General features: G+C 31.7%; 21 protein-coding genes and 4 tRNA genes. 13 read left to right on the top strand and 12 right to left on the bottom strand.

The genetic code is table 11. From position 1 onward, the window contains the following. Positions 1-12: 12 nt before the first annotated feature. Together gltB and CQA75_RS04670 are read right to left on the bottom strand one after the other, a co-directional pair. A complete protein-coding gene (gene gltB / locus CQA75_RS04675) occupies positions 13-4,440 on the bottom strand; it encodes a glutamate synthase large subunit (protein WP_137623881.1) in 4,428 nt (1,475 codons plus the stop codon). A gap of 70 nt (positions 4,441-4,510) precedes the next feature. Next, entirely contained in the window at positions 4,511-5,812 is a 1,302-nt protein-coding gene (locus CQA75_RS04670; protein WP_137623880.1) for a Na+/H+ antiporter family protein, read from the bottom strand. A gap of 193 nt (positions 5,813-6,005) precedes the next feature. Here CQA75_RS04670 and sorA point away from each other — a divergent pair, with 193 nt between their 5' ends. Together sorA and sorB are read left to right on the top strand one after the other, a co-directional pair. After that, positions 6,006-7,247 (top strand): sulfite:cytochrome c oxidoreductase molybdopterin oxidoreductase subunit, encoded by a 1,242-nt coding sequence (gene sorA / locus CQA75_RS04665; protein WP_137623879.1) that lies wholly within the window; start codon positions 6,006-6,008, stop codon positions 7,245-7,247. Positions 7,248-7,249: 2 nt separating this feature from the next. After that, positions 7,250-7,588: a sulfite:cytochrome c oxidoreductase monoheme cytochrome C subunit gene (gene sorB, locus CQA75_RS04660; protein WP_137623878.1), complete on the top strand. Its 339-nt coding sequence runs from the start codon at positions 7,250-7,252 to the stop codon at positions 7,586-7,588. Positions 7,589-7,634: 46 nt separating this feature from the next. Here sorB and CQA75_RS04655 read toward each other — a convergent pair whose 3' ends face one another. From CQA75_RS04655 to dnaA, 4 genes are all read right to left on the bottom strand, one after another. Then, positions 7,635-8,594, bottom strand: coding sequence for an HTH domain-containing protein (locus CQA75_RS04655; RefSeq protein WP_137623877.1), 960 nt, complete (start codon positions 8,592-8,594; stop codon positions 7,635-7,637). A 52-nt stretch (positions 8,595-8,646) separates the two neighbouring features. Beyond that, complete coding sequence (gene gyrB, locus CQA75_RS04650) at positions 8,647-10,959, bottom strand: DNA topoisomerase (ATP-hydrolyzing) subunit B (RefSeq protein WP_137623876.1); 2,313 nt, start codon at positions 10,957-10,959, stop codon at positions 8,647-8,649. A gap of 36 nt (positions 10,960-10,995) precedes the next feature. After that, entirely contained in the window at positions 10,996-12,063 is a 1,068-nt protein-coding gene (gene dnaN, locus CQA75_RS04645) for a DNA polymerase III subunit beta (RefSeq protein WP_137623875.1), read from the bottom strand. 161 nt (positions 12,064-12,224) lie between these two features. After that, positions 12,225-13,547 (bottom strand): chromosomal replication initiator protein DnaA, encoded by a 1,323-nt coding sequence (gene dnaA / locus CQA75_RS04640; RefSeq protein ID WP_137623874.1) that lies wholly within the window; start codon positions 13,545-13,547, stop codon positions 12,225-12,227. A gap of 93 nt (positions 13,548-13,640) precedes the next feature. Here dnaA and ruvC point away from each other — a divergent pair, with 93 nt between their 5' ends. The 6 genes from ruvC (at position 13,641) to CQA75_RS09335 (ending at position 19,179) form a co-directional block, all read left to right on the top strand. Then, complete coding sequence (gene ruvC, locus CQA75_RS04635) at positions 13,641-14,117, top strand: crossover junction endodeoxyribonuclease RuvC (protein ID WP_137623873.1); 477 nt, start codon at positions 13,641-13,643, stop codon at positions 14,115-14,117. A gap of 123 nt (positions 14,118-14,240) precedes the next feature. Then, on the top strand, positions 14,241-16,772 hold the full coding sequence (gene flgE / locus CQA75_RS04630) for a flagellar hook protein FlgE (RefSeq protein ID WP_137623872.1): 2,532 nt from the start codon (positions 14,241-14,243) through the stop codon (positions 16,770-16,772). 310 nt (positions 16,773-17,082) lie between these two features. After that, complete coding sequence (gene queF / locus CQA75_RS04625; RefSeq protein ID WP_137623871.1) at positions 17,083-17,466, top strand: preQ(1) synthase; 384 nt, start codon at positions 17,083-17,085, stop codon at positions 17,464-17,466. 126 nt (positions 17,467-17,592) lie between these two features. Continuing rightward, positions 17,593-18,237 (top strand): outer membrane beta-barrel protein, encoded by a 645-nt coding sequence (locus CQA75_RS04620; RefSeq protein WP_137623870.1) that lies wholly within the window; start codon positions 17,593-17,595, stop codon positions 18,235-18,237. Next, complete coding sequence (locus tag CQA75_RS09340) at positions 18,221-18,649, top strand: Gfo/Idh/MocA family protein (protein ID WP_212741794.1); 429 nt, start codon at positions 18,221-18,223, stop codon at positions 18,647-18,649. Before CQA75_RS04620 ends, CQA75_RS09340 begins: the two co-directional genes overlap by 17 nt. Before the next feature lie 68 nt (positions 18,650-18,717). Beyond that, complete coding sequence (locus CQA75_RS09335; RefSeq protein WP_212741793.1) at positions 18,718-19,179, top strand: Gfo/Idh/MocA family protein; 462 nt, start codon at positions 18,718-18,720, stop codon at positions 19,177-19,179. Here CQA75_RS09335 and CQA75_RS04610 read toward each other — a convergent pair whose 3' ends face one another. The 4 genes from CQA75_RS04610 to CQA75_RS04595 form a co-directional block, all read right to left on the bottom strand. Further along, entirely contained in the window at positions 19,180-19,812 is a 633-nt protein-coding gene (locus CQA75_RS04610; protein WP_137623869.1) for a hypothetical protein, read from the bottom strand. Between the two features lie 184 nt (positions 19,813-19,996). Then, positions 19,997-20,072, bottom strand: a tRNA-Val gene (locus CQA75_RS04605). A 1-nt stretch (position 20,073) separates the two neighbouring features. Further along, a tRNA-Ala gene (locus tag CQA75_RS04600) sits at positions 20,074-20,149 on the bottom strand. A gap of 219 nt (positions 20,150-20,368) precedes the next feature. Further along, positions 20,369-20,456: transfer RNA gene (locus CQA75_RS04595), tRNA-Ser, on the bottom strand. Positions 20,457-20,539: 83 nt separating this feature from the next. Here CQA75_RS04595 and CQA75_RS04590 point away from each other — a divergent pair. The 3 genes from CQA75_RS04590 (at position 20,540) to CQA75_RS04580 (ending at position 21,329) form a co-directional block, all read left to right on the top strand. Then, a tRNA-Met gene (locus tag CQA75_RS04590) sits at positions 20,540-20,616 on the top strand. Positions 20,617-20,739: 123 nt separating this feature from the next. After that, positions 20,740-21,054, top strand: a complete 315-nt coding sequence (locus CQA75_RS04585; protein WP_137623868.1) for a hypothetical protein — start codon at positions 20,740-20,742, stop codon at positions 21,052-21,054. After that, on the top strand, positions 21,054-21,329 hold the full coding sequence (locus CQA75_RS04580; RefSeq protein ID WP_137623867.1) for a hypothetical protein: 276 nt from the start codon (positions 21,054-21,056) through the stop codon (positions 21,327-21,329). Before CQA75_RS04585 ends, CQA75_RS04580 begins: the two co-directional genes overlap by 1 nt. A 167-nt stretch (positions 21,330-21,496) precedes the next feature. On the opposite strand, the gene rlmN is transcribed toward CQA75_RS04580, so the two are convergent. Beyond that, complete coding sequence (gene rlmN, locus CQA75_RS04575) at positions 21,497-22,567, bottom strand: 23S rRNA (adenine(2503)-C(2))-methyltransferase RlmN (protein WP_137623866.1); 1,071 nt, start codon at positions 22,565-22,567, stop codon at positions 21,497-21,499. A 14-nt stretch (positions 22,568-22,581) separates the two neighbouring features. Next, positions 22,582-23,127 (bottom strand): phosphorylase family protein, encoded by a 546-nt coding sequence (locus CQA75_RS04570; RefSeq protein WP_137623865.1) that lies wholly within the window; start codon positions 23,125-23,127, stop codon positions 22,582-22,584. A gap of 87 nt (positions 23,128-23,214) precedes the next feature. On the opposite strand from CQA75_RS04570, the gene rsmA reads away from it, so the two are divergent. Next, positions 23,215-24,003 (top strand): 16S rRNA (adenine(1518)-N(6)/adenine(1519)-N(6))-dimethyltransferase RsmA, encoded by a 789-nt coding sequence (gene rsmA, locus CQA75_RS04565; protein ID WP_137623864.1) that lies wholly within the window; start codon positions 23,215-23,217, stop codon positions 24,001-24,003. Beyond that, positions 23,984-25,975 carry a ribonuclease J gene (locus tag CQA75_RS04560; RefSeq protein ID WP_137623863.1) on the top strand — a complete coding sequence of 664 codons (1,992 nt, stop codon included), beginning with the start codon at positions 23,984-23,986 and terminating at the stop codon, positions 25,973-25,975. Before rsmA ends, CQA75_RS04560 begins: the two co-directional genes overlap by 20 nt. Positions 25,976-25,978: the final 3 nt, after the last annotated feature.

Raw genomic sequence — 25,978 nt, 5'->3', positions numbered from 1 at the left:
TTTAGTTTATTTTTATCCTTGTGTGATTTTCAAAAAAGCTGTTAAACTTGGATCTTTTTCATGCTTGCAAATTTCAAGCATTTTCAACATCTTTTCATAATCCCTTGGCATAATCTTAAAAAAATCCTTCTTATCAAATTTATCTAGTATATCCTTAGCTTTTTTTGAATCGGTATAAAAAATATGTTTTTCTATCATCTTTTTTAATTCTTTTTCGTCTTTAGCGTTTAAATCCTTAATATCCACAAGCTCCGTATTAACATGAACTTCATTGTGCCTTCCTAGTATGTAAGCAACGCCTCCACTCATTCCAGCTGCAAAATTAGCACCCACATCACCAAGCACGACTACAAGCCCGCCTGTCATATACTCACATCCATGAATTCCCATTCCTAAAACCACAGCTTTAGCACCTGAATTTCTCACACAAAATCTCTCTCCAGCTATGCCATCAAGATACACTTCACCTTCAGTTGCACCATACAAACAAGCATTTCCTGCGATGATATTTTCTTCGGGTGAAAAAGTCGCCTCATCTGAAATTTTAGCGATGATTTTTCCTCCACTTAAACCTTTGCCTAAATAATCATTACTATCTCCGATGATCTCAAGCTTGATCCCTTTGATCAAAAAAGCTCCAAAGCTATTTCCAGCATTTCCTATAGCTTTAATATGGATATTATCTTCCATTAAAGCATCTTTTCCATGAGTTTTTAAAATTTCACTTGAAAGCATAGTCGCAAAAGTCCTGCTTTGATTGCCCACTTCTAAAGAAAGTTTGATCGGTTCTTTTATAGCATTTTTACAAAGCGGGAGTAAAATTCTATAATCAATCGTTTTTTCAAGTTTATTATCTTTATAATCTTTAAAATGCACTGCGGTTTTATTGTAAGTGGATAAAGATTTTAAAATTTTATCTAAATTAATTTTTCCTGCTTTAGCTTGTGCATTTTTTTGATGAAGTTTATCCACACGACCTATCATATCGTCTAAACGTTCAAAACCTAATTTAGCCATGTATTCTCTTAACTCTTCTGCTATAAAATACATAAAATTAACAACCTCATCCACCTTACCTTTAAAATTCTTTCTAAGCTTTGCATCTTGAGTGGCGATTCCAACCGGACAAGTATTAAGATGGCAAACCTTATTCATACTACAACCCATTACAATCATAACTGCTGTTGCAAATCCGAATTCTTCAGCCCCTAAAAGTGCTGCTATGGCCAAATCTCTTCCCGTCATGAGTTTGCCATCAACTGCTAATTTTATTCTATCTCTAAGCTTGTTTAAAATAAGGGTTTGGTGTGCTTCAGTAAGTCCTAACTCCCAAGGAATTCCCGCATGTAAAATTGAAGTTCTAGCACTCGCTCCTGTTCCTCCATCATAACCTGAAATTAAAATAGAATTAGCTCCTGATTTTGCAACACCAGCAGCAACGGTTCCTATACCATTTGCACTGACGAGTTTTACTGAAATTTTCGCATCCTTGTTTGAATTTTTTAAATCATAAATAAGCTGAGCCAAATCTTCAATAGAATAAATATCATGATGTGGTGGCGGAGAAATAAGAGTAACAGCTGGAGTAGAATGTCTAGCTTTTGCGATCCAAGGATAAACTTTAAAACCTAGCAATTGTCCCCCTTCTCCAGGTTTTGCCCCTTGAGCAACTTTAATTTGAATTTCTTTTGCATGGATTAAATAATTTAAATCCACTCCAAAACGGCCACTTGCAACTTGTTTTATAGCAGAATTTTTATCGCTTTCATAGCGTTCTTCATCTTCCCCACCCTCACCTGAATTTGACTTTGCACCTATTTTATTCATCGCCATAGCCAAACACTCATGAGCTTCTTTAGAAATTGATCCATAGCTTATTGCACCGGTTCTAAAACGTTTTACTATGCTTTCTACACTTTCTACTTTATCGATGCTGATAGCTTCATTAAAATCAAATTCCATTAAAGAACGCAATGTCACTTGTTTTTCATCAATCAAAGAAGAATACTTTTTAAAAATTTTATAATCATTATTTTGACACGCCTTTTGAAGATTAAAAACAATCATAGGATCGATTAAATGTTCCTCTTTAAAAGTTTGCTCATTGAAAGCATTTTTATAAAAATGAAGAAATTCTTTTTCAAAATCGTGCAAACTAATACCCTCTATACGAGAGACAGTAGAGCCAAAATATTTATCAATCATTTTAGAATTTAATCCCAAGCATTCAAAAAGTGCCGATCCATTATAACTTTGCAAAGTAGAAACACCCATTTTAGAGGCGATTTTTACTATGCCATTTGAACTTGCATGGATAAAATTTTCCACCGCTTTTTCATAACTTAAATCAAGTTCTTTATCTTGAATGAGTTTATAAATACTTTCATAAACCAAATAAGGATTGATCACAGTCGCACCATAACCCAAAAGACAAGCAAAATGATGAATTTCTCTAGGTTCTGCACTTTCTATAATGATACTTGTATGTGTTCTTAAATTTTTTCTAACCAAATAATTATGCACCCCAGAAACCGCAAGTAAAGCAGGGATATAAGCATTATTTTCATCGACTCCTTTATCACTTAAAATCACGATAGAAGTTCCTTTTTTTATCTCTTTTTCTATTTCTATAAAAAGATTATCCAAAGCCTTTTCTAAATTCATTTTAGAATAATCATAAAGTATAGAAAATTCTTTCACTTTAAAATTTTTCAAAGATCTAATCTCAAACAATTCTTCATTCGTAATAATTGGTAAAGAAATTTTTACACGTTTCGCGTTCTTTTCATCAGGCTTTAATAAATTTCCTTCACAACCTAAATAAATTCTCGTTGAGGTTACGATTTCTTCTCGTATAGAATCAAGCGGAGGATTGGTCACTTGCGCACAAAGCTGCTTAAAATAATTATACAAAGGTTGATAGTTTTTAGATAAAACAGCCAAAGGCGTATCAACTCCTGTAGAAATAATCTCTTCTTTAGCATTTTGTGCCATAGCCTTAATACTAAGTTCGACCTCATCCCAACCAAAAATTTTTTGAAGTTTAAAAATTTCATCTTGCTTTAAAAATTTGTGCTTATAGGCTCCACTATCTTGTTTTTCAAGATCGATCAAATTTGTAAGCCATTTTTGATAAGGTTTAGCATTAGCATAATGTTCTTTAATTTCATGATCAGTTACCACCCTACCTCTTGCAGTATCGACAAGTAAAAGTTTTCCTGGCTCTAAACGTTTTTTAGCTTTGATATTTTTTTCATCGATTTTTAAAGCTCCTGTTTCACTAGAAAGTATCAACATATCATCTTTTGTAAGGTAATACCTTGAAGGACGAAAACCATTTCTATCTAAACTCGCCCCCATAATCACACCATCTGTAAAAACAATCGCAGCAGGACCATCCCAAGGCTCCATTAATAAAGAATGATACTCATAAAATGCACGTTTATGACTTTGCATATTTTCATTTTTATGCCAAGGTTCAGGTACCATCATCATAAAAGCTTCTTCTAAAGTTCTGCCATTTAAAGCTAAAAATTCTAAAGTATTATCAAACATAGCAGAATCACTGCTTTCTTTAGCAATGATTGGAAAAATTTCATCCAAATTTTCAAAATAATCACTTTGCATCAAATCTTGTCTTGATCTGATGCCATCAACATTACCTCGTATAGTATTAATCTCACCATTATGCACCATATAACGATTTGGATGTGCTCTTTCCCAACTTGGAAAAGTATTGGTAGAAAAACGAGAATGCACTAAGGCTATAGCTGATTTCATATTGACATCTTTAAAATCAAGATAAAAATCACTCAATTGTGTAGAAAGTAACATTCCTTTATAAACAATAGTCCTAGAAGAAAAGCTAGAAAAATAAAATTTAGGCACATGTAAAGCCCTTTTTTCTATCAAACGACGGCAGCTATAAAGCACTCTTTCAAATTCAATTCCTGCATTTATTTCATCAGGCTTTTTCACAAAGGCTTGTAAGAAATAAGGCATAGCTCTTAAGGCACTCTCTCCTATATCGCTAGGATTAAAAGGAACTTCTCTAAAACCTAAAAATTCAAGATTTTTATCTTTTAAACCTTGCAAAAATATAGCCTTAGCTTCCTCTTTAGCCTCTAAATTAGGAGATAAAAACATTTGTGCAACAGCATAATCACCTTTTTTTGGAAGTTCAAAGCCTAATTCTTGAGTTTTAAAAAAATCGTGCGGAATTTGGATTAAAATTCCAGCTCCGTCTCCTGAATTTTCTTCAGCTCCAAAACCTCCTCTATGCTCTAGATTCATCAAAATTTCTAAAGCATTACAAATAACCTTATAAGAAGCAATACCGCGTATATTAGCAACAGCAGCAATCCCACAAGCATCATGCTCATTTTTAGAATCATAAAGTCCTATGCTTTGATTTTTTTCTAAAATATCCTCTAAATTCATCTTTACTCCTTATAAATTGTTTTTCACTATTTATAAGGATTATAACATAAATAAGAATATAAACTAGACGCTATAAAAACATAGCGATAATACTTCCTAAAATCAGTAAAGGGCCATTGTAAAAAATAAAAGTTGGTATGCAAGTATCTTTAATATGATCGTGCTGTTTATCAGCATTTAAGCCCACAGTTGTTCCCATTGTGGTTTCACTAGCAGGACTTCCAGCATCTCCTAAGGCTCCAGCTACCCCTAAAATAAAAATCGTCAAAGGGATACTAAAACCAAGCTCTATACAAATAGGACAAAAAAGCGTCGCAATGATAGGAATCGTTCCAAAAGAAGTTCCTATACCCATAGTCACGATAAGTCCGATTAAAAGCATTAAAAAGATGGCTAAAAATTTGCTTTGTTTGATCCATGGAATCACAAAATTAACAAGTTCTTGCACCGCTCCACCATGTCTTAAAACTTCTCCGTATCCCGCTGCTACAAGAATAACAAAGGCGATAAACCCCATAGTCTTAAGCCCGTCATCAAAAATCTCATTGACATTGCTATATTTTACCCCACCTAAAACGACCATTAAAATAAAGCCTAAAAGTCCAGATAAAGGTAAATTCATAGTGATAAGTTGCAAAATTAAAGTCAAAATCAATCCGGCTAAAACACCCCATTCTTTACGTGTCATTTGCAAATTTTCTAAGTCGATTTTAGCTAATTCTATTTCTTTATATTCCTTTGGTTTGCGATAAAAAACAAAAATCGCTAAAAAAAGCCCAGTAATCATACAAATAGCTGCAAAATACATCGTATGAGTGACATCATTTAAAGTTACATTAACGCCGTTTTTTACAAGATTATCTTTTAAAAGATCTTGGAAAGTCAAACCAAATCCAACAGGCAAAACCATATAAGGAGTTGTAAGACCAAAAGTTAATGCACAAGCAACTGCCCTACGATCTATCTTTAAGCGATTAAACAAACTTAAAAGTGGCGGTATAAGCAAAGGAATAAAAGCCACGTGAATAGGGATTAAATTCTGAGAAAAACAAGAAATTATAGCAATGGATAAAATCAATAAATATTTTTTATGAGAAATAAAATGACTTACTATTTTAATCAAATACGCTGTTAAGTGAGTGCGAGAAATGGCTGCAGCGATCGCGCCCAAAATAACATAACTTAAAGCCGTTTTTAAATTGCCTTGCATACCATCAATCAAAACATTCATACTCTCTGTTAATGGCATATGATCTAGCATTCCTGCTACAAGTGCTGAAATTAAAAGGCTTAAAAGCACATTGAAACGAAATAAACAAAGTAAGCTCATCAATAAAACGCTTACTATAACTGGATTTGTAAGTAAAGTCAATTTTTTTCCTTCATTATAAATTTTTGATTTTATAAAAAATCATGGAAATGTTATTTTATTATAAAATACTTATTTTTACATCATTATTTTAAAATAATAATTTTTTTTAATTAAAAACATTAATATTATAAATTATTTAGATTATTTAAATTATACTAAAATTATCGTATTTAAAAAATCAAAGGAAGTTACAATGAAAAAAACTGATCACAATGAAGAAAACAGAAGAGATTTTCTAAAAAATTTAGGAGTGAGTTTGCTTGGTATAAGCGTATTATCTAGTTTTTCTTTTAAAAATTTTTTAGGCAGCAAAGCTTTAGCAAAAGAATTACCAAATTTTAAATTAGAAGGAAAAAAAGATTTAATCTATCATGGTGATAGACCAATGACTGCAGAAACAGAAATTTATGCTCTTGATAGCGACTTTACAAAACCTGAAAATTTCTTTGTTAGAAATAACGGCGTTCCACCAACTCTAGAAACTATCAAAGCAAGATTAAAAAAAGGTTGGACTTTAGAAATCGGCGGCGAAAGTGTTGTGAATTCTAAAACTTATACTTTAGATGAGTTAAAAAAGAAATTCAAAACTTACACTTATGCCTTAACCGTTGAATGTGGCGGAAACGGAAGAGCAGAAGTTTTACCTAGCACTAAAGGAACTCAATGGGGTTATGGTGCTGTGGCTTGTGGTAGATGGACTGGAGTAAGATTAAAAGATATTTTAGAAGATTGTGGTCTTAAAAAAGACGCTGTTTATATCGGATATTATGGAATAGACACTAAGTTAAATGGTGAAGAAAGCGCTCCTATTAGCCGTGGTGTTCCTATTTCTAAAGCTTTACAAGATGAAACCTTAGTCGCTTGGGCTTATGAAGGAAAAGACATTCCACTATACAATGGCTATCCTTTACGTTTAGTTTGTGGAGGTTATCCTGCGAGTACCAGTGGAAAATGGCTAAGCAAAATCGTTGTAAGAAATAAAGTTCATGATGGTGAAAAAATGGAAGGATCTTATAGAGTTCCTGTAACTCCGGTTAAACCAGGTGATTTTAGCTATAAAGGCGAAACAAAAATCATAGAATCAATGCCGGTAAGATCTGTAATTACCAATGTAAAAAATGGCACTCAAGTAAAAGTTAATAAAAAATTTGAAGTTAGAGGAAAAGCTTGGGCGGGAGAGTTGTTTGTAAAAGATGTTTTTGTAAGTTGTGATTATGGTGTAACTTGGATTAAGGCTAAAGTAGAAAAACCACTTAATCGTTTAGCATGGCAAAAATGGAGCGCTGAAGTTTCCATCCCAACAAAAGGATATTATGAAATTTGGGCTAGAGCAGTCGATAGTGAAAATAAAAGCCAACCTATGGTTTTAGCACAATGGAATCCAGGCGGTTATTTAAATAATGCTTGCCATAGAGTGAATGTATATGGAGTTTGATCATGTTTAAAAAAATTTTATTTTTACTCACTTTAAGCTTGAGTTTTTCCCTTGCTCAAGATTATAAAGTCAATCCAGAAACAGGTTTGATCATCGATCCTGTTTCACCTTTAGTGGAAGCTAATTGTCTTGCTTGTCATAATTCAGGACTCATTACAAATATGCACGCGAACAAACAAGCTTGGTTAGCTGCTATTAGATGGATGCAAGCAGAAGAAGGACTTTGGGAAATTCCGGCCGAAGATGAAGAAAAGATTTTAAATTATCTTGAAAAATACTACGGAGAACAATACAACACTAGAAGAAGAGTTCCTTTGGCTGTTCTTTTAGAAAATAAATAATTTTAATTTATCAAAAAAAGTGAATTTCTTTTTTTGATAAAAATCTTTAAATGATTTTTTTATCTTTCAAATATTTTTGCATTTTTTCATCATTATAAATTTCATCATAGAATTTATATCCTATTCTTTCAATATCTGATATATCAATATCCTTGTTTAGATTTTGTATAAATTCATTAAAATCTTTATTTTTATTTACCAACAAATCTAAAGTAATAAGATCTAAATTTGATTTTTCTCTAGCCTTAATGATCACTTTAGAATCGTTAATATCTCTAACATCAAGCTTGATAAAACCGATTCCAAAAGCATTGTTTAATCTCCAAAGCTCATTCATAATCTCATCATCAAATTCCAAAGCAACCAAATAACCTTCATTTGCCCAGCTAGAATTACTCACAGCTTGAAAATAACTTTGTCTTAAATTTGAAAAATCAAGTTTTATTTTAAGCTCAAAACTATAAATTTTGTAAGAAATTTGATTTAAATTCTTGCAAAGTTTAAAAGTTTCATCTTCATAATCTTTGAAAGGAAAATGCACACCTACTATATCAGGATGGATCCATTCATTTTCACCACTTTTTCCTTTATGGGACTTTTCATGAAAAATAGTCTTAGAATAAAGATTAAAATCAGGACTTTCAAATAAAAACTTAACCACTAAAGGATGCAAATCTCTTTCTCTAAATTTACTTTCTTCTTTTTGAATTTCTATATTTTTTGATTTTGCAAGATTGAGTTCATTTTCTCTTTCTTTTAGCCAAAATTTCGTTGGATTTTTAGAAACAACTAAAAATAAAGAGTCTTTGCCATTTAAATTAACATAAATTTTAGCAGCTAAACTTGCAACAGGGGTTTTAGTTAAAGTTCCATTTTGATAACTTTGGAGTTTTTTATCAAAATTTTTATTTAAAGCGTATTGCCAAATTTCATTCGCACTTAAAGGAATTTCACTTTCTTTTAAAACTTCTATAATCAAATCTAAAAAGCTATATTTTTTCATCAAATTATCTTTAAATCAGTTTTGAAATAAAGAAGAAAAAATCTTCTTTATTTATTCACACATCCAAATGCTTCACATCCTTAGCGTGCGCTTGGATATAATCGCGTCTTGGCTCTACCTCATCACCCATGAAAAGATTAAAGGTATCATTAGCACTTTGTGCGTCTTCTATAGTGATTTTAAGAAGTCTTCTTATACTTGGATCCATAGTCGTTTCCCAAAGCTGTTCAGGATTCATCTCACCTAAACCTTTATAACGCTGGATATAAGCTCCTTTTTTGGCATTTCTCTCAACTTCATCTAAAATTTCTAAGATATCTTTTTCAAAAGTTAAATCACGTTCTTTGATTTTATTAAAGATATAATTTGCTTCTTCATAAAGCGGATGCGCAAATAAATCATCATTGATGATGAGTTCTTCTAGGCCATTTTCAGTTTGTATATACATACGAATTTCATTTTCATTGATGTAATGATTTAAGATATTGTGGCCTTGTTTGTCTAAAAATGCTTTGATGATTTTAAAAAGTTCTTCATTGTTTTCTTTGATAAAATCAGGATTTTCTATAAGATAACGGATCACAGAAATCACATTAAAACGTTTTTTTAGATCATTTAAAACTGATCTATAAGCGGCAACGATTTTTAAAAAGTCTTTAAGATCATTTAATCCTATGCCTTCATAATTAGAACTTTCAATTCCTGTCTCGATCAAATAATCATTTAAAGCTTTTTCATCTTTAAGATAAATTTCTTTTTTTTGCCCTTTTTTATAACGATAAAGTGGCGGTTGTGCAAGATAAATATGTCCATTAGCCACAAGTTCATTCATAAAACGGAAGAAGAAGGTTAAAAGCAAGGTTTGTATGTGTGATCCATCCACATCCGCATCCGTCATAATGATGATCTTATGATATCTTAATTTTGAAATGTCAAAATCATCACCTATACCACAACCAAAAGCGGTGATCATATTTTGGATTTGTTCTGATTTTAAAATTTTATCCAGTCTTGCTTTTTCAACATTAAGAATTTTACCACGCAAAGGCAATATCGCTTGAAAAGATCTTTCACGTCCTTGTTTTGCAGAACCACCCGCAGAATCACCCTCAACAAGATAAATTTCACTTTCACTTGGATCCTTACTTTGACAATCAGCCAATTTTCCTGGCAAAGTTCCAACACTTAGGCTTTCTTTTTTACGGGTTAATTCTCTAGCTTTTTTAGCCGCTTCTCTACCACGTGCAGCCATTAAAGCTTTATTCATAATGGCTTTTGCTTCGATAGGATTTTCTTCAAAATATTTGCTTAGATACTCAAAACTAGCCTTTGAAACGATAGGACGCACATAAGAAGATCCTAATTTTCCTTTAGTTTGTCCTTCAAATTGTGGTTCAGGCACCTTCACACTTACAACAGCTATAAGGCCTTCCCTTACATCTTCACCGGTGATTTTATTATCTTTTTCTCTAGCGCTAGCATTAGCTTCGATGTAATTGCTGATCACACGAGTTAAGCCCATTCTAAAACCGGCTTCATGAGTTCCGCCATCTGGGGTTTTGATATTATTTACAAAAGAGAGTAAATTTTCACTATAAGTGTCATTATAAAGCAAAGCTACTTCTACATTAACATCTTCTTCATCTACACTAAAGAAAATCGGTTTTGTTAAAGCTTCTTTTTTATTCATATCGCTTACAAATTGTGAAATTCCACCTTCAAAATGAAAACTTTCACTTTTACCTACACGATTATCTTTAAAATTAATCGTAATTTTTGGATTTAAATACGCAAGTTCTCTAAATCTTTTTGCCAAAATTTCATAATCAAATTCAGTCACTTCAAAAATGGTATTATCAGGCCAAAATTCAATTGTCGTTCCTGTTTTTTTACTTTTTCCTATGACGCCAAATTCACTTGTAACTTTACCTTCTGAAAATTCTTGACGATAAATTTCTCCATTTCTTTCAACTGTGGCTACAAGTTTTTTAGAAAGAGCATTAACAACAGAAACTCCAACCCCGTGCAAACCACCTGAAACTTTATAGGTATCTTTATCGAATTTACCTCCTGCGTGAAGAACGGTTAAAACAACAGTTAAAGTAGGCATATTTTCCGTTGGATGCATATCTACAGGGATACCACGTCCATTATCACTTACGATACAGCTTCCTTCAGTGGTAATTTCTACATCAATAGTATCACAATGTCCAGCCATAGCTTCATCGATAGAATTATCCACTACTTCATAAATCATGTGATGAAGTCCGCCTATATTGGTATCACCTATATACATACCAGGGCGTTTTCTAACAGCTTCTAAGCCTTTTAAAACTTTAATATTACTTCCGCCGTAATTTTCTTGCATATCTTTCCTTTTTTATCTAACTTTTTAAAAAATTTCTTACAAAATCATAGGCATAATGATCATAGATAAACCTTGAGATTTAACTACGAAAGCTAGATTAGATTCATTAACATTTAAGCTGAATTTTTCTTCTTCTATAGACATTAAAAAATCAAGTAGATATTTTATTTTTATAGTTAGAGTGAATTCTTCATTTACACCTGTTTGAATTTCAAGTTCAGTTTTTGCTTCCATATTGTCTAAGCTGATACCTTCAAAGATGATTTTATCTTTATTAAAATGAAGTCTCATTTTTTCAGTTACGACGCTGATTTTCTTAAGACTATCGATAAAATCTTCAGTTGAAAATTCAAGAGTTTGTTTGAATTCTTTTGGAATGACTTTTTCATAATCTGGGAATTTATCGTTGATAAGTTTGGTAAAGAATTCAAAATTATCATTTTTAGCGATAAGCATATTTTGATCATAATAAATTTCTATTTTTTCATAGAAAAGTTTTTGCATTTCCATAATAGCTTTTTTAGGAATACTTATAGAAAATTCTTGAGGATTAGTTTTATCAAGAGTATAAACAGCAAGGCGTCTAGTATCAGTTCCAACGAAATTGATTTTATCAGTTTTGATATCTAAAAAAGCACCATTTAAAGAATATTTTGGATTGTTAGTATCGATGCTTGGTAATATTTTTTTAAGAGAACGACTCAAATCACTTGAATCAATATCAAATTGATTTTTTCCTTCTGTTTTTGGAAAATCTGGAAAATCTTCATAATTAAACATAGGCAATTTATATTTTGTTCTTTTTTGTCTTATAAACAAGAAATTATCAATAGTTTCTAAGATAACTTCTTCATTATTTAAACTTTTAACAACATCAGCTATATTTTTTGCATTTGCAGTTGCAAAACCACTGCTTTCAACGCGGATTTTTCTTATTTTATAATTAATTCCTATTTCAAAATCACTCGCTTTGATGATGAGTTTATCTTCTTCAGCTTGAAAAAGTAAGTGTGAAGTGATGGTGCTAGAGTCTTTTTTTTCAACGTAAGCATTACATAAAAGTATAGCTGACTCAAGTGTATTTTTGTTAATACTGAGTTTCATTTTTTCTCCTTGCTTATATTTAATTTTAAATTCGTCGTAATAATAGGGCTGTTGAAATTGTGAAATTTTTCAGCAAAAAATCATTAAATTTGTATTTTATCATACTTTGCTTAATTCTATTTTTTTCACATACCCTTTCTATTTTTTTCACCTTTTTTCACTTAAATTTGACTTTTGGCCAAGACTTTATTTTTTAATTCTTCTATTTTAATTTTTGTTTCGCTATTTTCTTCCATCAATTCTTTGATTTTTTTCACATTATGTGAAATAGCCGTATGATCTTTCATTACGAAAAAATTCGCTAATTGTGAAAAAGTAAGGCTAGTAAGTTCCCTTGCTAAGTAGATCGCAACGCGTCTAGCTGTGACTACATTTTGTTTTTTATTGTTTGATTTCACATCGCTTGGCTTGATGTTAAATTCTTTACAAACTAAGGCTAAAATATCTTCTATGCTAATATTTTCTTTTTTTTCTTTGATATGATCTTTCATAACACTTTTTGCAAGTTCAAGCGTGATTTCTTGTCCGACTATATTTGCATAAGCGTTTAAGCTGATGATGATCCCTTCAATTTCTCTTATATTATCCCCTAAAGAAGTAGCGATGTAATTTATGATGTCATTAGAAAGATTGATATCATTAAATTCACATTTTTTTCTTATGATAGCGATTTTAGTATCAAGTTGAGGTGGAGTGATATCAGCGATGATCCCATGTGCAAAGCGGCTTTTTAAGCGTTCTGTGATGCCTTTTAACATATTGGGTGGATTATCTGAAGTCATGATAATTTGGCCATTATTATTTTTGATTTCATTAAATATAAAGAAAAATTCTTCTTGAATTTTATCTGTTTTGCCTAAAAATTGCACATCATCTATGAGTAAAACATCGCAATTTCTATATTTTTCATGGAATTTATCTAAAGAGCCATTTTTTAAATTTGAAGTGAATTCATTGACAAAATTTTCACTCGTTGCATAGATCACTTTTTTACCCATTTCTAAACTTGCATTGCCCACAGCCTGAAGTAAGTGAGTTTTTCCAAGTCCTGTTGGCCCATAGATAAATATAGGATTATAAAGTTTGCCGAGTTTATCTTTATGAGTGATGGCCTTACAAGCTCCATAAGCGTATTTGTTAGAATCCCCAACCACAAAACTTTCAAAAGTAAAAGAAGGATTTAAAATCGTGCTTTGCTCTTTAGTGTTTGCGATATCGATTTTAGTTGTGCTTTTGCTGTGTTTTTGATTTTGGGCTTGAATTTTGATATTGGCTTTTATCCCGCTTTGCACTTCGTAAAAATGTGAAATTTGATGGGCGTATTTTGTTTGTATGAATTTAGCGATAAGTTCATTTGGTGCGTTAAAAACTAAAAGATCAGCTTTGCTTAGTTTTTCATTGAATTTTAAGATCGATATATAATTTTCGTATTCGTTTTCGCTTAATTCTTTTTTTAAAGATAGGAGTATCTCGCTTGGGTTCATAATCTCTCTTTAGAATTTTTTAATTGTATAAATTTTATCTTAAATTTTATAAAAAAAGGTTAAAATCCTTTTTTATCTTTAATAAGGCTAGTTATGAAAATTTTAGGGATTGATCCAGGTTCAAGAAATTGCGGTTATGCTATTATTGAGGCGGATAAAAATAAAAATTTATTGATAGAAGCAGGACTCATTAAAATCAAGCCTAGCACTTTACAGTATCAAATCACAGAGCTTTGTGAAGGTTTGGATCTGATCTTTAAAGCACATCAATTTGATGAGGTAGCTATAGAAGATATCTTTTTCGCTTACAATCCAAAAACCGTTTTAAAACTCGCGCAATTTCGTGGAGCTTTGAGTTTAAAAATTCTACAAATTCATGGAGACTTTGCAGAATACACCCCTTTACAAGTTAAAAAAGCCGTTACAGGAAAAGCAAAAGCGACAAAAGAACAAGTTGCTTTTATGGTAAAAAGACTTTTAGGACTAAGCAAAGAAATTAAACCTTTAGACATCACAGACGCTATAGCAGTAGCTTTAACTCACGCTGCAAATTTAAGAGTGCGTGTTTGATCAAAAATTTCTAAAAAATTCTTATTTTTTACTCAAAAATTTCAAAAGTTGGAACAGAACTTGCTTATAAAATTGCATAAAACGCTAATGCGTTAAAAACAATATTTTATAAAGGATTCAACCATGATGAGATCACTTTGGTCCGGAGTGAGCGGACTTCAAGCACATCAAACAGCAATGGATGTTGAAGGTAATAACATAGCCAATGTTAATACTAATGGTTTTAAATATTCTCGTGCTGACTTTGGAACGATGTTTAGTCAAACTGTTAAGATTGCTGCATCGCCAACTGATGGTAGAGGTGGACAAAATCCACTTCAAATTGGACTCGGTGTTTCTGTAAGCTCAACCACAAGAATTCATTCTCAAGGATCGATCCAAACTACCAATAACAATACCGACGTTGCAATCAACGGTGATGGCTTTTTTATGGTAAGTGATGATGGAGGTTTGACAAATTACCTTACAAGAGACGGGGGTTTTAAACTTGATGCTTATGGAAATTTTGTCAATAATTCAGGTTATGTTGTCCAAGGTTGGAATATCAACTGGGATACTCAAAGTATCGATTCTTCAAGAAGTCCTCAAAACATCTTTATCGATCCGGGTATGCACATCCCTGCCGCAAAATCAACCGAAGTTGCCATTAAAGCAAATCTAAACAGCGGTTTAAGTATAGGCACAGCAAAAACTCCTATATATGGACTTGATTCAGTTCACGGTTACAATAAAAAAACCGGTGAAACCAAAGACGAAAACGATACAGGTATCACCCAATTTTACACCACTTCTAAAAATTCAGTTGAAGTCACTGAAAAAGGCGTCGATTGCGCTTCTTTATTTAATGGAAGTGGAACAGGGCTTAACCTTAGAGAAGGCCAAGGCATCTGGGTATCTTACGCCGATGCGAAATTCAGCACTCAAGGTGGAACAGGTTTTGATAAAAATAGTGTTAAAAATCAAGATAATGTTATTTTTTGGGGTGATACTAGTAAGCCAACTAAATTAGATATTACCATAAATGGAATTCATATTGAAAACGATAATATTACTGGCATTGATGAAGCAATAAGATATATCAATACTTTTACTGTTCCAACTGATAGCCGAGAGGGCACAGGAGTAAAAGCGGTTAAAAATAAAGATGGCACAGGTATAGACTTTATAAATACCAATTCAGACGGCACTACTGATAATATGAAAAATATCGATTTAACTGTTAATAATGCTAATACAGCCGGTGAATTATGGAATATAAAAACTAAAAAAGATAACGGAAGTGATATATTTGATTGGGAAAGTACTAATCCCGTAGGAAGTGTTAATAATAATGGAACACATTGGATACAAGGTGACACTAAAGATAAATCACATAATATTAATATTGTAACAGCCCATAAATACGTTTACACTTCTTCTCCAGTGGATCTTCCTCCTATGTATAATCCTGACAGTGGAGCAAATTATAATACTGCATTAGAGAATACTACAGGAACAGCTGAATATAATTATAAATTAGCGATGAGTGGATCTTATTTAAATACCGATCAAAGAACTTTCCATTCCACTGAAGATCTAAGAGAGCTCTTACAAAGAGACGCCAGATATGGGGTAGATTATGATGGTAGTGGTGGCTTTGAAGTCGATGGTAGCGATCTAAATGAGGGTGTAAAAGTAACTGTAAGCGCAAGTGGAGAATTCATCATCTCAAATCCTAGCGAACAACCAGATAGACCAGGTTATAATGGTCAAACTCAAACTCAAAGAAAAGCTCATAATATTAATTTCAATGTCACCTCTTACACAGATTCCGATGGTAAAGTAAGCACCAATGAAGCCTTCACTAATATCTTTAAAGGTTTTGATGGAAATTTAAATGTAGGCAATAGCAACAGAAAAAGCGAACAACTTTTCTTAAGTTCTTTCTCAGCCGGACTTGAAATTTATGACTCACTAGGTTCTAAACACACCCTAGAAGTGCAATTTGTAAAACAAAGCACCACTCAAGATGGAGGAAACGAATGGCAAATGATCATCCGTGTTCCAGAACCTGCAGAAATAAACACTACAGGCGAAGGCCCAAGCAATATCGTTGTAGGAACAGCAAGATTTAACAATGACGGATCTTTATCCTCATACAGTCCTAGAACTTTAAATTTCTCACCAAACAATGGTGCAGCACCAAACCAACAAATCAAACTTAGCTTTGGAACAAGCGGAAGTAATGATGGTATTGTAAGTTCAAACTCAGCTTCAGCACTTACAAGCCAAGCAACCGATGGTTACCCTTCAGGAAACCTAAAACCAGACGCTATACGTGTAGATGATAAAGGAAATATCTTAGGAGAATTCACCAACGGAAAAACCTTTGCTGTGGCAAAAATGGCTATGGCTTCTGTAGCAAACAACTCAGGACTTGAAGAAATCGGCGGCAATCTTTTCAAAGTGACTGCTAACTCTGGTAACATAGTCGTAGGTGAAGCAGGAACAGGCGGCCGCGGAGATATGAAGACTTCAGCACTTGAAATGTCAAACGTGGATTTGAGTCGTTCTTTAACAGAGCTTATCATCATCCAAAGAGGTTATCAAGCAAACTCTAAAACGATTTCAACCAGTGATCAAATGCTTCAAACTTTGATCCAATTGAAACAATAATTTTTTGATCTTTTGATTCTTTATAAAATTTTTTCCCACTTTTGTGGGAAACTAATCTTGCTTTACAAGTCTATTTTCTGGTAGATTTGTAATACTGGATTGGACTTGACTGCCTTCAAAATTATTGCTAACTCGCTCTTTTTAGAGTGAGTTGCAAATAATTTTGAAAATTATCAAATCTAGAATTTATCTTTTTTTAGAATCTATCTTTAAAAACTATCCTTACTTAATACAAGTTAAGATTTTAAATTTTTGCAAGAATGAAATTTGCTATAATTTGAATTTTTAAATTTATCACAAGGAAAAATAAATGCGTTATGGTGAAAAAGAAATCAAAGAATTTAATGTAGATAATATGGAAATTTGGCCCAATGATGCTAAAAATGACTATATCATAAAGATCACTTTACCTGAATTCATGTGTTGTTGTCCTAGGAGTGGTTATCCTGACTTTGCAACGATATATCTTGAGTATATACCGGATCAATTTGTAGTCGAACTTAAGGCTATAAAACTTTATATCAATACTTTCATGCATAGAAATGTTTCACATGAAGCAAGTATCAATGAAATTTACAATACCTTAAAAGACAAACTCAAACCAAAATGGATCAAAGTTGTAGGGGACTTCAATCCACGTGGAAATGTGCATACAGTCATAGAATGTCGTAGTGATATAGTGGTGCCTAAGTGAGTAGAATATGCCCATTTTTTAATAAAAATTTAAAATTTTTCTAAAATAAATATGATATTAAATATTAAAATTATATAATTTATAAATCTAAAAAATTTTAGATTGATTAAAATTTTAAGGGAAGACATGGATAAAAAATTATTGAGTATAGTTGCCGGTGTGTGCTTGTTTGCTAATATAGCTTTAGCGGATGAAAAATCAGGATTTTTCATAGGAGCTGATGCTGCTTGGATGCATTCTAATGTAAAAGGTGATCTTAAGCATAATTTAACAGGTATGACTTTCAATGGAGATGTGTCAGGAAATATCCCTAATTTTGGATTAAGAGCTGGATATCGTTTCAATGAATCACATAGAATTTATGCCGCTTATAATTATTCTGACGAATTTAATGATTTGATTAAAACTCCAAGAATTCAAATAGAGGGCGATTTTACGACACATAAGTTTTTATTAGGCTATGATTTCACTCCAAAGCTTTTCACAAATACAAGGGCGGTTTTAGGTGTGTATTCTGGTTATGCAAAAACTAATATCGATCTAAAAACATCGTTTTTATCTCTATCTCAGGATTTTGATGGTTTTGTTTATGGAGCGAAATGGGGTGCTCTTTATGAACTTACTCCATGCAATGAAATAGAGTTTGGCGTTAAGGCAGAACAAATTCGTTATAATTCTAGAAATTTCTACCAAAGTAGAATTGGATCTAATTTTTATGATCCTAAGCAAACAAATTATGGTGTATATCTAGGATATGCTTACAAATTCTAAGCGAAAAAATATCGCTTTTTTAGGTGCTGGATCTATAGCAAACAAAATCGCACCGATGCTAAAACAAGCAGGATTCCACCCGTATGCGGTGGGATCTTTAAGCCGTGCAAAAGATTTTGCTTTGACGCATGGTTTTGAAAAATTTTATACTGATTATGAAGGATTACTTAAAGATCAAAATATCGATCTTGTTTATATCAACACCCCACATTCTTTACACTATGATCATATAAAGCTTTGTCTTGAAAATCATAAAAATGTGCTTTGCGAAAAATCTTTCACTTTAAATTTCAAACAGGCTAAAGAGGTGGTGGAATTAGCAAGGGCTAAAAATGTGCTTTTAGCTGAAGGCATTTGGACGCGTTATATGCCTTATATAGATATCATTAAAGATCTTTTGGCATTAGCATAGAAGCAAATTTAGCCTACAATGTTACACATAAAAATCGCATAACAAGTTTAGAGCTTGGTGGTGGTGCTTTGCTTGATGTAGGAATTTATACACTTAATTTTGCTCTTAGTTTTTTAAAAGATGAAATTAAAAATATTATTGCAACTTGTAAAAAAATGCCTAGTGGTGTGGATGAAAGCAATGGGATCATCTTAGAATTTCAAAAGGGTGCTTTTGCTTTTTTAAATTCAAGTGTAGCTGCTATTAGTGATAGAAAAGGCGTTATAAATGGAACAAAAGGTTATATTTGCGTTGATAATATCAACAATCCAAATTCTATAAAAGCTTACGATAAAGAAAGAAAGTTAATAAAAGATTGTCTCGTGCCAAGTCAAATCAATGGTTTTGAATACGAATTTGAGGCCTGTTTTAAAGCCCTAGAACTAAATAAAATAGAATGTGATGAAATGAATCATGAAGAAATTTTAAAAATGATGAATTTGATGGATAGGGTGCGTGAAAAAATGGGAGTGAAATTTATCGGCGAGTGATCAACTACCCCCACCGATAAAATATTTTTCAACATCATCAAGCAATTTTTCACAAATTCTTGATTCTGTATTTTTATCTACAACAAGATTAATCGCAGTTTTTGTATCTCTAAAACTTCCAGCGGATTTTGAATTTTCACGCGAAAGCTTTTGATTATCTTTGGTGTATTCTATAGTGATATTAAATTTAAGCGCGGCACTGGCTTCACCTAGATTGGTTTTGATTAAAACATTCATTTGAGAAGCTTTGGCTAAAGTCGCTTGAGTTTTATTGACAATTTCTTTAAAACGTTGGCAAGAACGGATCAAAGAAGAGATGAATTTGTTATCAAGTCCCTCATAAGCAACTTTGAGTTTATTTTTTATATCTTTTGTACTTTCTTTTTCTGGAGCGACAAAAACCATGTAAAAACCATTTTTTATTTGAACGTTATCGCTTTTTGTATCACGCCCACTTGACATTACTTTGACATAAATTGCATTATCAAGATATACGCGATCAACCATAGGGCCGTAAATTTCGTATTCTTTTTTGCGAACAATAACCTCTCTTGCTAAAACATTGAGTTTGACATTGGCTTCATGGATAATGGGTTCCATTTCTTTTTTAATTTCAAGTAATTCTTTTAACATAAAAATCCTTTTCTTGTTAAAGGGTTGATTTTGAAAAATTTTTCTTTAAAATATCAAATTAGCTTTTATATTTTTAAAACTAAATTATATCATAACTAATTTACTATATCGTTTTAATGAGAATTTATTTTAATCCATTTTATATTAGAATGATCAAATAAAGATTATTAAAAGTTTTAAAAAATGGTGGCTCCGATTGGACTTGAACCAACGACCACTACCATGTCAAGGTAGTGCTCTACCAACTGAGCTACGGAACCATGGTGGAGCATAGCGGGTTCGAACCGCTGACCCCAACGCTGCCAGCGTTGTGCTCTCCCAGCTGAGCTAATGCCCCTTGTTTTAAGAAATTTGAATTTTAGTAAAATATTACTTTTTTTTGCCTGAAAATTTTAAGTAAAAATTAAATTTTTTGCAATTTTATTGGAATATTTGTAAAATTTTTTTGATCGGCTTTTAATAACAAAAATAGTTTGATTAAATTTATTGATTAATTTTTTTTATAAATATTTAGGTAAGTTTTTGATAACTTTACCATCGGCATAAGTTTGATCAATGGCAGACAGGAAGGGATTCGAACCCTCGAAAGCTTGCACTTTACACGCGTTCCAGGCGTGCTCCTTCAACCGCTCGGACACCTGTCTAAAATCGTTATTATAGCTAAAATTTTTCAGAATAAAGAAAAATTTTAGAAAAAAAAGCTATAATTTTGACTTAAAAACTTTTTGTCAGGGTAGCTCAGCTGGTTAGAGCGCTGGTCTCATAAGCCGGAGGTCGGGAGTTCAAGTCTCCCCCTTGACACCATTTCTCCAAATTTATCTCAATATAATTTAACAAATTTTAAATATTTGTTTTATAATTGTTAATTTATTTAAAGAGTTCTTATAATTTTGCTAATTTTTAAGTAATTTATGCTAAAAATAGGCCATGGAAAAAAATATTATTTTAGAAAATAATTCATATTTGGAAAAATTTTTTTCACATTTAAAAATGGATAAAGAATCTATTTGTGAAATTATTTGTGAAAATACAAAAACCTTTATAAATCAAGCTCCGCATAAAATAAAACAAGTTAAGGGCTATAAATACAAAGATAAAACGATTTATGAGTATAAGCTAAAGTTACCTAAACAAGCTTACCGTTTGGCATATATTTTTGATGGAGATGATATTAGGATTTTTTATATTTCTAAGACTTTGATCAAGGCTGATTTTACAAAAGAAATAGCAAAAGTAGTGTAATGATACAAAATAAAGATTTTATTCAAATTTGTTTTAAAAATTTAAAGCAAATCAATACTTTGGATATTTTGATTTTTCAAACTTCAAAAAAAGACAGAGCTATAAAAGTTCAAAAAATATCAGATGAAAGATTCAATGTTTTTGAGGAAGGTTTCTTTTGTAAAGAATTTTTAAATTTGGATGATAAAGAACTCAAAAAAATTCTCAAGCAACTTCAAAAAATAGAATTTCCAAGATCAAATCAGCTTTGGTTGAAAATAATTAAAAATAAATGATTTTATTATTTATTTTTAATTTGGATAAAGTGGAGTATTAATTAGTCTATTTGGGAGATAGAATTAGTTTTTATTTGTTTTGTCTTTAAAAATTACCCAAGCCATTCCAAAAAAGCCAACAATTACCACTGCTGATACAAAAATAATTTCAAAAATATCTAAACTTGTCACGGTGTTTTTACCCTTTCTTTTAATTGCCCACAAGCCGCTGAAATATCAAGACCTTTGCTTTCTCTTATGGTGCAAGTGACACCTTTTTGACTGAGTAAATCTTGAAATTTGATAGCATTTTCTAATTTAGGGCGTTGATATAAACTTCCTTCGTGAGGATTGAAAAGTATCAAATTTACTTTAGCCTTGATACCATTTAAAAGCTTAACAAGCTCCTTAGCGTGTTCTATTTTATCATTTACATTATCAATCAATAAATACTCAAACATCACTCGTTTTCTTTGATCTATAGGAAATTCTTTGACTGCCTCCATGATAGCGGCGATATTGTAAGCTTTATTGATCGGCATTAATTCCGTACGGAGCTCATCATTTACCGCATGTAAGGATATAGCAAGGAGTACTCCTAAATTCATTTTGCCTAATTCTTTTATTTGTTTAGCTAAGCCACTTGTGCTAATGGTTTGTCTGCGAGGGCTGATAGCTAGACCATTATTACAAGAGAGTATTTTAACTGCTTTGGCGACATTTTTAAGATTATCAAGGGGTTCGCCCATGCCCATATAAACTATATTGATTCTTCTTTCATAAGGAATTTGATTATCTTTTTTAATGTAAAGAATTTGTGCAACAATTTCTCCAGCACTAAGATTTCTTTTAAGTCCGCCTTTTGCAGTCAAGCAAAAGCTACATCCGCTTTTACATCCTACTTGAGATGAAACACAGATTGTAAATTTTGCATGAGCTATTCTTTTGCCTTCTTCATCAAATTTTTCTTTTTTCATCGGCAATAAAACGCTTTCTATGCGTAAGCCATCTTTTAATTCAAAAAGATACTTTATGCTTTCATCTTTGCTTTTTTCTTTAAAGACGCATTTTAGAGCATCGAAATAATATTCTTTATTTAATTCTTCTCTTAAATTTTTAGGCAAAGAACTCATTTCTAAAAAGCTATCGGCGTATTTTTGATAGATCCATTGATAAATTTGTTTCACGCGAAACGTTGGTTGAATTTTATCTTCCAATTCTTCAGGAAGAAAATCTAAGATATTAATAGGTTTGTCCAAATAATCTTCCTTGATTAAATATAGTTGTGTTCTTTTAAATAATTTTCTAATTTTTCTTTGGCTTTTTTGTGATTTTTTATAAAATCTTCATGTGCGTTTTCATTGCAAAAATTTGTCGCACACAAAATGCATTTTGCTTGAATATTAAATTTTTTCGCAACACTAAAGACAGAAAAAACTTCCATATTTTCAAAATCTAATCCAAATTCAGCTAATTTTTTAGCCGCAGAAGTATTTTGGCAAATATAATTTGAAGAATTGATCTTGTAAAATGTTTCTTGTGAAACATTTTCAATATTAGTATTAAAATGAATTTCATTAAGTGTTGGGGTATAAAAATTTTCACTGATTTGAGAATATTCTATATTGAAAACATGGGAACTTTCATAAATTCCAAGAATTTCACCTTTATCATAAATTCCACAACTCCCTATAAAAAGCAGATCTTTAGGTTTTTCTTTTAAGCAAAGCTCTGTTAAGTTAATACCCGATTCTATAAGCCCAACTCCTATACTTTTAGCAAAAGAAAAATTTTCATTACCACCAGCACAAACAATCATAAAGTTCTCCTAAATATATTTTTAGTATAATTTTAACTAAATAAGACTTAAAATTAAGAATTTTTGGTTAAAATAAAAAGTTCAATCATGGTAAAAACAAAAAAACATTACGGACAAAATTTTTTAAATGATAAAAGCATATTAGATAAAATCATCCAAGCCATACCCAATGGTGTAAAAAATATAGTAGAAATTGGGCCTGGCTTAGGTGATTTAACGCAAGAACTTTTGAAAATTTCTAATGTAAAAGCGTATGAGATTGATTCAGATCTTATCCCTATTTTGCAAAATAAATTTCAAAAAGAATTAGAGTGCGGAAGGCTTAATTTAATTCATAAAGATGCAAGCGAAATTGCATGTCTAGATGAAAAGAAGTATTTTTTAGTTGCTAATTTACCTTACTATATAGCAAGTCATTTGATTTTGAAAGTTTTAGAAGATGAAAATTGCTCGGGCTTAATAGTAATGGTACAAAAAGAAATGGCGTTGAAATTTTGTGCTAAGCATGGAGAGAAAGATTTTTCAGCTTTGGGAATTTTAAGCGCTGTTGTTTGTGATTGCGAAATACTTTTTGATGTTAATCCTGAATATTTTTCTCCACCGCCTAAGGTGATGTCAGCGGTGATAAAAATGACTAAATTTAGGGAATACAAAGATTTTTGCCATATCGACACTTTTAAGAGATTTTTAAAAGAATGTTTCAAATCTCCAAGAAAACAGCTTATGGGGAATTTAAAAAACCATAAGATAAAATTGGAAGAAATTTTTAAAGAGTTGGAAATTAAATTAAACTCAAGGCCACATGAAATTTGCGTTGATTCATACCTTAAAATTTACGAAAGAGTAAAGGAAGACTATGAACGAAAACAACAATGAAAATAATGAAAATTCTGTAAAAACAAAGAAAAATAGATTTTATAATAAATTCAAAAATCGCAAGAAAAAAACAACAGATTCTGATAATGAAGCATCCGATCAGGCGAATTTGAAAAATTCAAATGAAAAAGCTAATGCTGGTTTTAAAAATACTGATGAAGAATCTAAAGAAAAAAGAAAAAAAAGAAATCGCAATTTACCTTCTAAACTTAGTGGAAATGAAGATTGGCAAATAGCTCTTGCAGAATGTATAGAAGCTAATCGTGTTTCACATGAAAATCGTTTGCACCCTTTAAAATATAATAATTCTAGCGAACATAAAATCCGCATTATTCCCCTTGGGGGACTTGGTGAAATTGGTGGAAATATCACTGTTTTTGAAACAAATAATGAAGCAATTATTGTAGATATCGGTATGAGTTTTCCAGATGGGACTATGCACGGAGTAGATATCATCATACCTGATTTTAGTTATATTAGAAAAATTAAAGATAAAATAAAAGGTATTGTTATCACTCATGCACATGAGGATCATATAGGAGCTGTGCCGTATTTTTTCAAAGAATTTCAATTTCCTATTTACGCTACACCTTTAGCTCTTGGAATGATTTCAAATAAATTTGAAGAACACAATCTTAAAGCTGAAAGAAAATGGTTTAGACCGGTTGAGAAAAGAAAGGTTTATGAAATAGGTGAATTTAGTGTAGAATGGATCCATATTACACATTCTATTATCGATGCTTCAGCTTTAGCGATTAAAACCGATGCAGGAACGATTATCCATACGGGAGATTTTAAAATAGATCAAACTCCAATCGATGGCTATCCTAGTGATTTAAATCGTTTGGCTTATTATGGAGAAGAGGGTGTTTTATGCCTTTTGAGTGATAGTACCAATTCTTATAAAGAAGGTTATACTAAAAGCGAAAGTTCAGTAGGACCAACTTTTGATCAAATTTTTTCTAAGACTAAAGGTAGAGTGATAATGAGTACTTTTAGTTCAAATATACACCGTGTTTTTCAAGCGATCAGCTACGGGTTAAAATACGGAAGAAAAGTTTGCGTAATAGGCCGTTCTATGGAAAGAAATCTCTATACAGCTATGGAGCTTGGCTATATTAAACTTGATCGTAAAATTTTTATCGATGCAGATGAGGTGAATAAATTTAAAGACAATGAAGTTTTGATTGTAACCACAGGTAGTCAAGGTGAGACTATGAGTGCGCTTTATAGAATGGCAACAGATGAGCATAAATTCATCAAAATCAAACCTACAGATCAGATTATTATTTCTGCTAAGGCAATCCCAGGCAATGAAGCTAATGTTTCTGCGGTGCTTGATTATCTTTTGAAAGCGGGAGCTAAGGTTGCGTATCAAGAATTTAGCGAAATTCACGTAAGTGGTCATGCAAGTATAGAAGAGCAAAAATTAATGCTAACGCTTGTAAAACCTAAATTTTTCTTGCCAGTACATGGAGAATATAATCATATTTTAAAGCATAAAGAAACAGCTATGAAATGTGGAATTCCAGAAAGAAATATTTATCTTATGAGCGATGGGGATCAAGTTGAAATTTGCCAAAAATATATCAAGCGTGTTAAAACCGTTAAAACTGGTAAAGTCTTTGTAGATAATCAAATCAATAAGCAAATTGCCGATGATGTTGTTATTGATCGTCAAAATTTAGCAGATAATGGTATAGTTGTGATCATCGCTCAACTTGATAAGGCAACAAAAACTCTTATTAATAAACCTAGAGTTTTTAGTTATGGACTTGTGGCTGATAAACACGATCATGCTTTTTCTAAAGAAATGGCAGATGTTTTGAGTCAATTTTTTGCCAATGTAAAAGATGAAATTTTAAATGATCCGAGATTTTTAGAAAATCAAATTCGTCAAGTGCTTAGAAAGCATATTTTTAGAAAAATCAAAAAATATCCGACTATAGTTCCTACTATTTTTGTGATGTAAAAG

It is taken from the genome of Campylobacter taeniopygiae, assembly GCF_005406225.1.
Lineage (GTDB): Bacteria > Campylobacterota > Campylobacteria > Campylobacterales > Campylobacteraceae > Campylobacter_D > Campylobacter_D taeniopygiae.
This window is presented reverse-complemented; position numbering and strand designations above follow the sequence as displayed.

Bases quoted from the DNA above. Each gene is read 5' to 3' on its own strand.
- gltB (WP_137623881.1), bottom strand. From the start codon at position 4,440: ATGAATTTAGAGGATATTTTAGAAAAAAATCAAAGCATAGGACTTTAT.
- sorA (WP_137623879.1), top strand. From the start codon at position 6,006: ATGAAAAAAACTGATCACAATGAAGAAAACAGAAGAGATTTTCTAAAA.
- sorB (WP_137623878.1), top strand. From the start codon at position 7,250: ATGTTTAAAAAAATTTTATTTTTACTCACTTTAAGCTTGAGTTTTTCC.
- gyrB (WP_137623876.1), bottom strand. From the start codon at position 10,959: ATGCAAGAAAATTACGGCGGAAGTAATATTAAAGTTTTAAAAGGCTTA.
- dnaN (WP_137623875.1), bottom strand. From the start codon at position 12,063: ATGAAACTCAGTATTAACAAAAATACACTTGAGTCAGCTATACTTTTA.
- dnaA (WP_137623874.1), bottom strand. From the start codon at position 13,547: ATGAACCCAAGCGAGATACTCCTATCTTTAAAAAAAGAATTAAGCGAA.
- ruvC (WP_137623873.1), top strand. From the start codon at position 13,641: ATGAAAATTTTAGGGATTGATCCAGGTTCAAGAAATTGCGGTTATGCT.
- flgE (WP_137623872.1), top strand. From the start codon at position 14,241: ATGATGAGATCACTTTGGTCCGGAGTGAGCGGACTTCAAGCACATCAA.
- queF (WP_137623871.1), top strand. From the start codon at position 17,083: ATGCGTTATGGTGAAAAAGAAATCAAAGAATTTAATGTAGATAATATG.
- CQA75_RS04620 (WP_137623870.1), top strand. From the start codon at position 17,593: ATGGATAAAAAATTATTGAGTATAGTTGCCGGTGTGTGCTTGTTTGCT.
- CQA75_RS09340 (WP_212741794.1), top strand. From the start codon at position 18,221: ATGCTTACAAATTCTAAGCGAAAAAATATCGCTTTTTTAGGTGCTGGA.
- CQA75_RS04610 (WP_137623869.1), bottom strand. From the start codon at position 19,812: ATGTTAAAAGAATTACTTGAAATTAAAAAAGAAATGGAACCCATTATC.
- CQA75_RS04585 (WP_137623868.1), top strand. From the start codon at position 20,740: ATGGAAAAAAATATTATTTTAGAAAATAATTCATATTTGGAAAAATTT.
- CQA75_RS04580 (WP_137623867.1), top strand. From the start codon at position 21,054: ATGATACAAAATAAAGATTTTATTCAAATTTGTTTTAAAAATTTAAAG.
- CQA75_RS04570 (WP_137623865.1), bottom strand. From the start codon at position 23,127: ATGATTGTTTGTGCTGGTGGTAATGAAAATTTTTCTTTTGCTAAAAGT.
- rsmA (WP_137623864.1), top strand. From the start codon at position 23,215: ATGGTAAAAACAAAAAAACATTACGGACAAAATTTTTTAAATGATAAA.
- CQA75_RS04560 (WP_137623863.1), top strand. From the start codon at position 23,984: ATGAACGAAAACAACAATGAAAATAATGAAAATTCTGTAAAAACAAAG.